Raw genomic sequence first — 11,011 nt, forward strand, 5'->3', positions numbered from 1 at the left:
CTGGACGCCGCCAGCCGCTTCGGTCTCACGGCCGCCGAGTGCGTGGTGGTCGAGGACGCCACCAGCGGGGTCGAGGCCGGACGCAACGGCGGCTTCGGGCTCGTCGTCGGCGTCGATCGCGGCGCCGGCTCCGAACAGCTCCGAGCGCACGGTGCCGACCTCGTCGTGACCGACCTCGCCGACCTGATCGACGACCTCCGCTCCACCCCGGCACCGACGACCTGAGCGGTCGGGCGACCGACCCGTCCGCCTCACGACCGATCCCCACACCTCCCTCCCACGGAGCAGCATGAACCCCATCACCTCGGACCCGCTCGACCGCGTCCGCTACCCGATCGACGAGTGGGCGCTCGTCGAGACCGAGTACGCGCCCGACGAGCAGGGCGTCGCTGAGACGAACTTCGCCGTCGGCAACGGCTACCTGGGCCTGCGCGGCAACCTCGACGAAGGCCGTGGCGGCGTGCAGTACGGCACGTACGTCAACGGCTTCCACGAGACCTGGCCGATCCGCCACGCCGAGGACGCCTTCGGGTTCGCGAAGACCGGGCAGACGATCATCAACGCTCCCGACGCGAAGGTGATCCGGCTCTACGTCGACGACGAGCCGCTCGTGCTCGCCGAGGCCGACATCCTGCGCCACACCCGACGGCTCGAGTTCCGCGGCGGCTACCTCTTCCGGGAGACCGAGTGGTCGACGCCGTCCGGCAAGCGCGTCCTCATCCGGTCGCGGCGCCTGGTGTCGTTCACCGACCGGCACCTGGCGGTCATCGACTACGAGGTGACCGTGCTCGACGCGGACGCCTCGATCCTGCTCTCGAGCCAGGTCCTGAACCGGCAGGACGTCCAGGACGAGTACCACGCGGGCATGCGTGCCGCGGCGAACGCCTTCGACCCGCGCAAGGCCGAGGCGTTCACCGAGCGGGTGCTCGAGCCGAAGCTCAAGCGGAGCACCGGCGGACGGTCGTTGCTCGGCTACCAGGCAGCGAGCTCGGGGATGACCGTCTGCGTCGGCGTCGAGCACCACCTGGAGACCGAGAACTCGTGGGACGAGTCGTCCTCGATCGAGGACGACCTCGCCAAGCACGTCTACCGCGTGCAGGCGAAGGCCGGTGTCCCCATCCGGCTCGTGAAGAGCATCGTCTACCACACCTCGCGCGGCGTACCCGCGCGAGAGCTCGCGGACCGCTGCGACCGCACGCTGGACCGCGCCCACGCCGAGTCCGTCGACGAGGTGTTCGCCGCCCAGCGCGCGTGGATGGACGACTACTGGGCGCGCAGCGACGTCGAGGTGGCCGGCAAGCCGGACGTGCAGCAGGCGGTCCGCTGGAACCTGTTCATGCTCGCGCAGGCCACGGCCCGCACCGACGGGCACGGCATCGCCGCGAAGGGCGTCACCGGCTCCGGGTACGGCGGGCACTACTTCTGGGACATGGAGATCTACGTCCTGCCGTTCCTGTCCTACACGGCACCGATCGTGGCCCGGAACGCGCTCTGGTTCCGCTACAACATGCTCGACGCGGCCCGGTCCCGTGCTCGTGAGCTGAACCAGCGCGGGGCGCTCTTCCCGTGGCGGACGATCAACGGCGAGGAGTCGAGCGCCTACTACGCCGCCGGCACCGCGCAGTACCACATCGATGCCGACATCACCCATGCGCTCATGCAGTACGTGCGGGCCTCGGGCGACACCGAATTCCTCAAGCGCGGCGCGATCGACATCCTGGTCGAGACCGCCCGGCTGTGGGAGGACCTCGGGTTCTGGCGGTCGAACGGCGACAAGAAGTTCCACATCGACGGCGTCACCGGCCCGGACGAGTACACGACCGTCGTCGACGACAACCTCTACACGAACGTGATGGCGCGGGCGAACCTCTGGTACGCCGTGCAGGCCACGCGAGAGCTCGCCGCCGACGACCCGGAGGAGTACGGCCGGATGGTGCGCCGGACCGGGCTGCGGCCGGAGGAGGTCACCGGCTGGGAGCACGCGGCCGAGTCGATGGAGATCCCCTTCGACCCGCACCGTGGCATCCACCCGCAGGACGCCCAGTTCCTCGACAAGGAGCTCTGGGACCTCGAGAACACGCCGGAGTCGAAGCGGCCGCTGCTGCTGCACTACCACCCGCTGGTGATCTACCGGTTCCAGGTGCTCAAGCAGGCGGACGTCGTCCTGGCCCTGTTCCTGCAGGGGCACGAGTTCACCGCGGCCGAGAAGCGTCGCGACTTCGACTACTACGACGCCCTGACGACGGGCGACTCGACGCTGTCCGCCGTCGTGCAGTCGATCATGGCGGCCGAGGTCGGGTACTGCGAGCTCGCGGAGCAGTACTTCCAGACCGCGCTCTACGTCGACCTCGCCGACCTGCACGGCAACACCACCGACGGGGTGCACATCGCCTCGACGGGCGGCATCTGGGGCGCGCTCGTCAACGGGTTCGGCGGGATGCGCGACCACGGCGGACGGATGACCTTCAACCCGCGGCTGCCGCAGTCGTGGGAGCGGATCACCTACCGGTTGACGGTGCGGGGCTCGCGCGTGAAGGTCGACCTCGAGCAGGACACCCTGACGTTCACGATCGAGCACGGCGAGGGCTTCACGGTCTGGGTCCACAACCAGCAGTGGGACCTCTCCGCCGACCAGCCGACGGTGGTGCCGCTGCCGCACCAGGGGCCGCGGATGACCGGTCGCGCGCCGACCACGAGCGACATCCAGGGCACGCTCCGGGCGGACGGGTCGGTCATCACGGCATCGATCCCGACGATCTCGCTCGAGCGGCAGTTCGAGGCGGACGAGACGACCGCGTAGGGCCCGCTCGGACGCCGGCCGGGCTGCGCGCGGTGGCCTGGAGGCGCTGCGCGCGGTACCGCGTCGGCGGTCGTCAGCGCGTGGTCGCCACCAGTTCGACCTTGCAGCGCTCGCCGTCCTCGAGGAACGCGGCGTGGTGGTCCGGGCCCCCGGCGTACGGGTGCCGGTCGGCGTACAGCTGCGCCCACCCGTGGGCCGGCGCGGCACGCCACAGGCGCTCGACGTCAGCGGTCGTCCCGGCGTGGAACGCCAGGTGGCTCAGCCCCGGACGGCGCCGGTCGTGCACCCCGTCGAGGGGTGCGGCCTCGATGACGACGTACGTCCCGCCCGCGATCCAGCTCTGCCCGTCGTCCCACCGTTGGTACGGCTCGTAGCTCAGTTCGCCGAGCAACCAGCCCCACGCTGCGACGGCCCGGTCGAGGTCGGCCACCCGGAGCTCGACGTGGTGCAGGGCACCGCGCGCCGCGACGCTCACAGGAGCTTCCGGAGCGTGTTCGTGTTGCGGGTGGTCGTGGTCCGCTTGAACCGGACCGCGCCCGCCCGCTTGGCGAACGTCGTGTCCGTGCTGGACCCCTTCGGACACGACCAGTAGACGACACCGGCCCCGCGTGCGACCCGTTCGACCGTGTCGTCGAGGGCGAGGTCCGCGAGCAGGTCGTCGAGTGCGGCGTCCTCCGAAGCGAAGAGGACGTAGTCGTGCCGGTCCGGCCCGGACGGGAACGGGAAGCCCTCGACGATGCCGGCGAGGTCGTCGTGACGGAGCAGCACGACCCAGGCGTCGTAGCCGAACCGATCGCGAAGCGCCTGCTCGACATGCCCCTTGACGACCGACGCCTCGCCCGGGGCTGTGAACACGACGTTCCCCGAGGCGAGCACGGTCCGGACGTCCGCGTACCCGAGCGTGCGGAAGGTCGCGGCGAGGTCGGCGCTCCGGATCGTGATCCCGTTCACGTTCACCCCGCGGAGCAGGGCGATCCACCTGGTCATGTCGGGACCGTAGCGCGCCGGGCCGGTCACGTCCACGTGCGGGCGACGCCCCAGCCGTCACCCTCGGGGACGATGTCGACGACGAGCGTCTCGCCGTCTTCGGCCGTCGCCTGGAAGCGCCATCCGACCGTCCGCTCGGGTGCGTGGGTGATGGCGGTGGGCAGTTCCGCCCGGGTCACGGTGAGCCGTGTGGGTGTGTCCGTGACCCGCCAGCGACGCCCGGACCACACCAGCCGGACGGGCACGCCGGCGGTCCACCAGACGGTCGCGGCCGTGTCGATGATCACCACGATGTCCTCCTCGTTCGAACGTGTGTTCGAATGGTAGGCCACGATCCGGCGACGGGCAACGAGGATGCGGTGGGCGGCCCGGAGCCCGGGGAACACCCGGGGGACGCCGACCTCGGAACGTCACGAGCACCGCTCCGGTAGACGAGAGCCATGACGGATCAGCAGCACGACGACCAGGGACCCGACGCCGCCCACCAGGTGCCCGAGGGGGTGTCCGAGGCGACCGTCGAGGCCCTCGGCACGCTGTCCGCGGCGGTCGAGGTCATCGAACACGCACGCGGCCTCCTCTACGGGTTCCACCGGCTGACCGGGATGGCGGACCTCAACCTCGGCGAGGCCGTCGAGCAGCTCCGGAAGGCCGGGCACACCGACCTCGCCGACCGCATCGACACCGAGCTGGTCGGGCGGAACGTGATCGCGGGGCGGTGGACGTTCCAGGTCATGGAGGACTACGACGACGGCTACTACGCGCTCGCCAAGGAGCTCGAGAAGGCCGCGCGTGACCAGCTGGTCGACGGCAGGCGGCACCTGTTCGAGGCGGGCATGAAGGAGGACCGGCGCACGCAGGGTCGACGCCACCACGAGGCGCTGCCGGCGGACCTGCCGAGCTGACGCGACCTGCGCCCCGCACAACCGAAGTCACCCCGAACCACGGCGATCCGTGGTTCGGGGTGACTTCGGTTGTGCGAATCCGCGGCGCACCGCGCACCGCGCGCCGCGCGCCGCGCCACCGCGTCACCCGACGCCGAGCAGCGCCTCCAGCGGCCCGCGGGCGAAGTAGAGCAGGAAGCCGAACGCGACGACGTACAGCAGCCACGAGACCTCGCGACCGCGGCCGGACAGCAGCTTGATGAGCACCCAGCTGATGAAGCCCGCGCCGATGCCGTTCGCGATCGAGTACGTCAGCGGCATCACGACGATCGTGAGGAACGCCGGCAGCGCCGACCCGAAGTCCGTCCACGAGATGTCCGCGACCTGCGCGACCATGAGCGCACCGACGACGACCAGGCCCGCGGCGGCGACCTCGAGCGGCACGACCTGGGTCAGCGGCGTGAGGAACATCGACGCCAGGAACAGCACACCCGTGACGACGGACGCCATCCCGGTGCGGGCGCCTTCGCCGATGCCGGACGCCGAGTCGATGAACACCGTGTTCGACGACACCGACGCGCCGCCGCCGGCGATCGCCCCGACGCCCTCGACGACGAGCGCCGACTTGAGTCGAGGGAAGGTGCCGTCGGGCTTCGCGACGCCGGCGGCCTTCGCCAGGCCGGTCATCGTGCCCATCGCGTCGAAGAAGTTCGTGAAGACGAGGGTGAAGACGAGCATCGACGCGGCGAGCGGGCCGATGCGGCTGAACGCACCGAGGTCGAAGTGGCCGACGAGCGACAGGTCCGGCACGGCGAACAGCGCCGACGGGAGACCCGGGGCGTTGAGGTTCCAGCCGGTCTTCGAGTCGACCGAGGTCGGCACGTGGAAGATCGCCTGCAGGATGATCGCGATGATCGTCGTCGCGACGATGCCGATGAGCAGGGCGCCCTTGACCCGTCGGGCCATGAGCGTGCCGATGATGACGAGCCCGATCAGGAACACGATCGTCGGCAGGGCCCCGACCGAGCCGTCCTCGCCGAGCTGCAGCGGCGGGGACGCGAGACCGGACGACCGGACGAACCCGGAGTCGACGAGGCCGATGAACGCGATGAAGAGGCCGATGCCGACGGTGATCGCGGCCTTGAGCTGTGCGGGCACGGCCGTGAAGATCATCGTCCGGATGCCGGTCAGTGCCAGGATCACGATGATCACGCCGTTGATGACGACGAGCCCCATCGCCTCCGGCCAGGTGACCTGCTTGACGACGCTCACGGCGAGGAACGAGTTGATGCCGAGCCCGGCCGCGATGCCGAAGGGCAGGTTCGCGACGACGCCCATCGCGATGGTCATCAGGCCGGCGACGAGCCCGGTCGCCGCGGCGACCTGCGCGTTCTCGAGCCAGCCGCCGGTGACGTCCTTCGCCGCCTGGTCGGCGCTGAACCCGCCGAGGATCAGCGGGTTGAGGATCACGATGTAGGCCATCGTGACGAAGGAGACGAGACCACCACGGATCTCTCGGGGGATGGTCGAACCGCGGCTCGTGATCGAGAAGAAGCGGTCGAGTCCGGATGCGACGCGGTTCCGGGGCGGCGTTTCGGTCTGCTGGGCGCTCACCGGAGGAGTTTACAGAACCCTGGGAGCGCGGCGCGCCGCGCTGGCGCGCCACCGGACGGGAGGCCCGGTCCGGCACCCCGGGGTACGTCGCGTTGGGTGACCGCTCGCGTTCTGCGGCCAGGCACGGTGTTGGATGAGCACGTGAACGAACGACTGGACCGCGCACGCATCGAGGCCGCGGTGCGCGAGCTCCTCCTCGCGATCGGGGACGACCCCGGCCGCCCCGAACTCGCCCGCACGCCCGGCCGCGTCGCCGACTCCTACGCGGAGTTCTTCTCGGGCATCGGGACGGACGCCGTCGCGATCGCCAGGGACGGTGTCGTGCACGCCGAGGACGGCGACCGGGGCCGGCTCGTCATCGTCCGCGACGTGAAGTTCCGCTCGGTCTGCGAGCACCACCTCCTGCCCTTCATCGGGGTCGCGCACCTCGCCTACGCGCCGGGCGACCAGCTCATCGGCCTCGGTACCCTCTCCCGGGTGCTCGACGCCGTCGCCTCACGTCCGCAGCTGCAGGAGCGACTCGGCGAGCAGGTCGCGGCGACGATCGCCGAGGGACTCGACGCCACGGGGGTCCTGGTCGTCCTCGACGCGCAGCACCAGTGCGTGACGACCCGGGGCGAGCGCCAGACGGGCTCGTCCACCGTGACCGTCGCCGCCACCGGGACCCTCGCCGACCAGGCCGGGCGTGCCGAGGCGATCGCGCTGATCGGCGCTGGCGTCGGAACGGCCGGAGGACCCGCTGCCGGGGCCGACCGCGGGGCGGACGCATGACGACCGAGCAGCGCGAGCCGAGCCTCCAGGCCGGTGCAGCACCCGGCTGGGTGGTGCCCGACCTGCGCGACCCGGTCCGGACCATCGGTCGCCGCACGTTCGACTTCGACCACCGCGTCGCCGTGATGGCGATCGTCAACCGCACGCCCGACTCCTTCCACGACCAGGGCGCGACGTTCGCCCTCGACCAGGCCGTGGCCGCCGCAGTCCGTGCGGCCGAGCAGGGCGCCGACTGGGTGGACATCGGCGGGGTCAAGTTCGCTCCGGGCCCGGAGCTCTCCGCCGCCGACGAACTCGACCGCGTCCTGCCGGTCGTGTCCCAGCTGGCGCAGGAGTCCGACGTGGTGATCTCGGTCGACACCTTCCGGCCTGAGGTCGCGGAGGCGACGATCGCTGCCGGTGCCAGCGTCGTCAACGACACCACCGGCCTGTCCGACCCGCGGATGGCCGCCGTCGTCGCGGACTCCGACGCGACGGTCGTCATCACCCACTCGACCGCACCGCCCCGGCAGCACCTCCCCGTCCCGCCGCACTACGACGACATCGGCCGCGAGGTCGTCGACTTCCTCCGGGAGCGCGTCGACCGGGCGCTCGCGGCGGGCATCCCGGAGTCGCGGATCATCGTCGACCCCGGACACGACCTCAACAAGAACACCGTGCACACCCTCGAGCTGACGCGCCGGCTGCCCGAGGTCGTCGCACTCGGCTACCCGGTGCTCGCCGCGGTGTCCAATAAGGACTTCGTGGGGGAGTCCCTCGGGCGTCCCCGCGGCGCGCGTCTGTCCGGATCGCTGGCTGCGGCGACCGTCAGCGCGATGCTCGGGGCGCGGATCGTCCGGATGCACGACGTCGTCGAGAGCGTCGACGCCATGCGCATGGTCGAGGCGGTCCTCGGCTGGCGCGAACCCGTGGAGGCGAGGCACAACACGTGAACGCACTGCCGACATCGATCGCCGACCTGGCCGACGACGACCTCCTCGAGCTGTACCGGGCCGGCGTGCCGGACGGGCCCTGGCTCCGGGTGAACTTCGTGACCACGCTCGACGGGTCCGCCTCGGCGTCCGGTCGCACGGCCGACCTCGGCGGCGACGACGACCTGCGGGTGTTCGACCTGCTCCGCCGGACGGCCGACGTGGTCCTCGTGGCCGCCGGGACCGTCCGGGACGAGGAGTACGGGCCGATGGTGCTGCACGACGCCGACGTGGCGTGGCGGCGGGCGCACGGCATGCCCGACCACCCGGTCTTCGCGATCGTGACCGGTTCGGCGTCGCTCGAGGCGACCTCCCGGGTGTTCACCGAGGCGCCGGTGCGGCCGGTGGTGCTGACCTCGGGGTCCGGCGCCTCCTCCGAGCAGGGGCGGGCGCTCACCGAGGTGGCGGACGTGGTGGCGTGCGGCGACGACTCCCTCGACGTGACCGCCGCGGTGCGTGCACTGGCCGACCGGGGGCTCGAGCGCATCCACTGCGAGGGTGGCCCGTCGTTCTTCGGGGCGCTCATCGGGGCGGACCTCGTCGACGAGCTGACCCTGACGGTGGACCCGACGCTCGAGGGCGGCGAGGGACCCCGGATCGCGACGGCCTCCTCGCCGGAGCTCCGTCGGATGCGGCCGGCCCACGTGCTGCTCGGCGACGGTGGCGTCCTGCTGACGCGGTACGTGCGCGCCTGACGCGCCGGCGCCGCCCGCGGCGGCGCCGGCGCCGGCGCCGGCGCCGCCGTGTGCGTGGGCGCTGCCGAGTCTCGTCCTGCGCGACGGTTCTCGTGGTCGCGGCCGCGAGAACCGTCGCCCACCCCGAGTCTCGGGGCGCCGGGCCCGAGTCTCGGGGCGCCCACCCCGAGTCTCGGCACGCCCGCTAGGGTCGGACGTGTGATCGACGTCGTGGTGTCCGGGGTCCTGTTCGACATGGACGGGACGCTCGTCGACTCCACCGCGGTCGTCGAGGCCGCGTGGACCCGGTTCGGCGACGAGCACGGCCTCGACCCGGCCGAGATCCTCGGGTTCTCCCACGGCCGTCAGACCATCGACACGATCCAGCGCTTCCTGCCGGACCTGCCGCGCGCCGAGCAGCAGGTGATCGTCGACACGATGATCGCCGCCGAGATCGACTACGTCGAGGGCATCGTCGAGGTCCCCGGCGCAGCCGCGTTCGTCCGGCGGCTGCAGGACCTCGGTGTGCCGATCGCCCTCGTGACGAGTGCCCCGCGGGAGCTCGCCGTGAAGCGCATGATCGCCGCGGGTGTGCCCGTCCCGGACGCCCTCGTGCCGTCCGAGGACGCCGAGCGCAGCAAGCCGCACCCGGAGGGCTACCTCCGCGGCGCCGCACTCCTCGGGGTCCCGGCGGAGCGCTGCCTGGCGTTCGAGGACGCTCCCGCCGGGGTCGAGGCGGCCGTCGCCTCCGGTGCGACCACGGTCGTCGTGGGGGAGCTCTCGAGCCCGGTCACGGAGGGGCTGCCACGGATCGCGGGGTACGACGGGCTGACCGTCGAGCGTGAGGGGTCCGCTTTCCGCGTGCGGGGCTGAGCAACGCCTGCCGACTGCGAGCCCGTCCAGCGGCGGACGACGACCGTGGGGTCCGCGGCCGGAAGTACCGGGCCGTGGAAGGAACGACCATGGCAGCCCTCGACGGCAAGAAGATCCTCGTCATCGCGACGAACTACGGCGTGGAGCAGGACGAGATCGTCGTCCCCACGGACCAGCTCCGCGAGCGCGGCGCCGACGTCACCGTGGCGGCGCAGGAGTCCGGCTCGATCCAGACGCTGGTCGGCGACAAGGACCCGGGCAAGTCGGTGCCGTCCAACACCACCATCGGCAGTGTCAGCGGCGCTGGTGACTACGATGCGCTCGTCGTCCCCGGTGGCACGATCAACGCCGACACCATCCGGCAGGACTCGGACGCGGTCGCGCTCGTGCAGGCCTTCGCGGACGCCGGCAAGCCCGTCGCAGCGATCTGCCACGGCCCGTGGACCCTCATCGAGGCCGGTGTCGTGTCCGGCAAGACCCTCACGTCGTTCCCGTCGCTGCAGACCGACGTCCGGAACGCCGGTGGCGAGTGGGTCGACCAGGAGGTCCAGGTCGACGGCGGCCTGATCACCTCCCGGAACCCGGACGACCTGCCCGCCTTCGTCGACGCGATCGAGCACGCCCTCACGGCGTCGGCGTAGCCCCGAGCGGGACGGGGTGGGCGGTCCACAGCGTCGCGGGCCCGACGACGAGCACGCCGTCGGACTCGGGATCGCACCGGACCCCCGCCCGTCCCCGCATCGCCCGGAACGCCCCCGGAGCGACCTCGTGGTCCATCCACGCGCACGGGTTCGCGGGCCGGTACCCGCGGAAGCGCACGACCCCGTCCCCGGAGTCGAGGGCGAAGGGCGCACCCCGGAGTGCCTCGACGTCGGCGCCGCGGAGGACCACGTTGCGTCGGGTCGCCGCCGGGTCGACGGGGGCGCCGACCGAGCGGGCCACGTCCTCGAGCCCCTCGATCCCCACGACGGTGACGGTCGCGTGGACGTGTGCCCGCGCGGCGAAGTAGCGGTCGCCGACGATCCCCAGACCGGCACGCACCTCGACGCGGTCCCGCAGCTCGGGCCCGGACGGGTCCGCGGGCAGCGCGCCGTCCGCCGGGCGCCCCTCGTAGCGGTGCCGGGGCGACGCGAGGAGCAGCACGATCTCGACGTCGGTCCGGCAGGGCAGGCCGTCCGGCGCTGCCACGGGCTCGTCGGTGGTCACGGGACCAACGCTAGCCGTGCCTCCCGTCCGGCGCTGCCGTGTCCGATTCCCGCCAGTCGATGTCGGTGAGCCGTGCGACGCTGGACCCGTGACCAGCACCGGGACCGACCACCTGCACGCCGAGCGGTACCGTGTCGTCGCCTCGCGCGACGCGCGGTTCGACGGTCAGTTCGTCACCGCGGTGCACTCCACCGGCATCTACTGCCGGCCGTCCTGCCCAGCACGGACGCCACG

The 11,011-nt window shown here is 72.0% G+C and carries 13 protein-coding genes and 1 pseudogene; 9 read left to right on the top strand and 5 right to left on the bottom strand.

Features of this window, described 5'->3' with window-relative positions; translation table 11 throughout:
- Both I59_RS01395 and I59_RS01400 read left to right on the top strand, forming a co-directional pair.
- Positions 1-225: pseudogene (locus tag I59_RS01395) on the top strand (HAD hydrolase-like protein); the annotation flags it as partial.
- A 64-nt stretch (positions 226-289) separates the two neighbouring features.
- Positions 290-2,800, top strand: coding sequence for a glycoside hydrolase family 65 protein (locus I59_RS01400; RefSeq protein WP_022902348.1), 2,511 nt, complete (start codon positions 290-292; stop codon positions 2,798-2,800).
- Positions 2,801-2,873: 73 nt separating this feature from the next.
- On the opposite strand, the gene I59_RS01405 is transcribed toward I59_RS01400, so the two are convergent.
- From I59_RS01405 to I59_RS01415, 3 genes are read right to left on the bottom strand one after another with little or no spacing between them, the layout of a single operon-like run.
- Positions 2,874-3,275 carry a VOC family protein gene (locus I59_RS01405; RefSeq protein WP_022902349.1) on the bottom strand — a complete coding sequence of 134 codons (402 nt, stop codon included), beginning with the start codon at positions 3,273-3,275 and terminating at the stop codon, positions 2,874-2,876.
- Positions 3,272-3,787 (bottom strand): DUF1697 domain-containing protein, encoded by a 516-nt coding sequence (locus I59_RS01410; RefSeq protein ID WP_031272359.1) that lies wholly within the window; start codon positions 3,785-3,787, stop codon positions 3,272-3,274. Before I59_RS01410 ends, I59_RS01405 begins: the two co-directional genes overlap by 4 nt.
- A gap of 26 nt (positions 3,788-3,813) precedes the next feature.
- The gene (locus tag I59_RS01415) at positions 3,814-4,077 is read right to left on the bottom strand and encodes a hypothetical protein (protein ID WP_083881907.1); all 264 of its coding nucleotides are present in this window, start codon (positions 4,075-4,077) and stop codon (positions 3,814-3,816) included.
- Between the two features lie 150 nt (positions 4,078-4,227).
- Here I59_RS01415 and I59_RS01420 point away from each other — a divergent pair, with 150 nt between their 5' ends.
- Positions 4,228-4,689 carry a hypothetical protein gene (locus I59_RS01420; RefSeq protein ID WP_022902352.1) on the top strand — a complete coding sequence of 154 codons (462 nt, stop codon included), beginning with the start codon at positions 4,228-4,230 and terminating at the stop codon, positions 4,687-4,689.
- A gap of 123 nt (positions 4,690-4,812) precedes the next feature.
- Here the strand turns inward: I59_RS01420 and I59_RS01425 are convergent, their stop codons facing one another.
- Positions 4,813-6,282 (bottom strand): NCS2 family permease, encoded by a 1,470-nt coding sequence (locus I59_RS01425; RefSeq protein ID WP_022902353.1) that lies wholly within the window; start codon positions 6,280-6,282, stop codon positions 4,813-4,815.
- Between the two features lie 141 nt (positions 6,283-6,423).
- Between I59_RS01425 and folE the strand changes: the two genes are divergently transcribed.
- From folE to I59_RS01450, 5 genes are all read left to right on the top strand, one after another.
- Positions 6,424-7,053, top strand: coding sequence for a GTP cyclohydrolase I (gene folE, locus I59_RS01430; RefSeq protein ID WP_022902354.1), 630 nt, complete (start codon positions 6,424-6,426; stop codon positions 7,051-7,053).
- Positions 7,050-7,985, top strand: coding sequence for a dihydropteroate synthase (folP, locus tag I59_RS01435; protein WP_022902355.1), 936 nt, complete (start codon positions 7,050-7,052; stop codon positions 7,983-7,985). The genes folE and folP overlap by 4 nt, the downstream gene beginning before the upstream one ends.
- Positions 7,982-8,719: a pyrimidine reductase family protein gene (locus tag I59_RS01440; protein WP_022902356.1), complete on the top strand. Its 738-nt coding sequence runs from the start codon at positions 7,982-7,984 to the stop codon at positions 8,717-8,719. The genes folP and I59_RS01440 overlap by 4 nt, the downstream gene beginning before the upstream one ends.
- 198 nt (positions 8,720-8,917) lie before the next feature.
- Positions 8,918-9,571 carry an HAD-IA family hydrolase gene (locus I59_RS01445; protein WP_022902357.1) on the top strand — a complete coding sequence of 218 codons (654 nt, stop codon included), beginning with the start codon at positions 8,918-8,920 and terminating at the stop codon, positions 9,569-9,571.
- 89 nt (positions 9,572-9,660) lie between these two features.
- Positions 9,661-10,212 carry a type 1 glutamine amidotransferase domain-containing protein gene (locus tag I59_RS01450; protein ID WP_022902358.1) on the top strand — a complete coding sequence of 184 codons (552 nt, stop codon included), beginning with the start codon at positions 9,661-9,663 and terminating at the stop codon, positions 10,210-10,212.
- Here I59_RS01450 and I59_RS01455 read toward each other — a convergent pair.
- Positions 10,196-10,777 (bottom strand): molybdenum cofactor biosysynthesis protein, encoded by a 582-nt coding sequence (locus I59_RS01455; RefSeq protein ID WP_022902359.1) that lies wholly within the window; start codon positions 10,775-10,777, stop codon positions 10,196-10,198. The two genes, I59_RS01450 and I59_RS01455, sit on opposite strands and share 17 nt — an antisense overlap.
- Before the next feature lie 88 nt (positions 10,778-10,865).
- Here I59_RS01455 and I59_RS21200 point away from each other — a divergent pair.
- Positions 10,866-11,011, top strand: a 146-nt coding sequence (locus I59_RS21200; protein ID WP_305791155.1) for an Ada metal-binding domain-containing protein, incomplete at its 3' end; no start/stop codon positions are given.

The sequence above is a fragment of the Curtobacterium sp. B8 genome (assembly GCF_000333315.1).
Taxonomy (GTDB): domain Bacteria; phylum Actinomycetota; class Actinomycetes; order Actinomycetales; family Microbacteriaceae; genus Curtobacterium; species Curtobacterium luteum.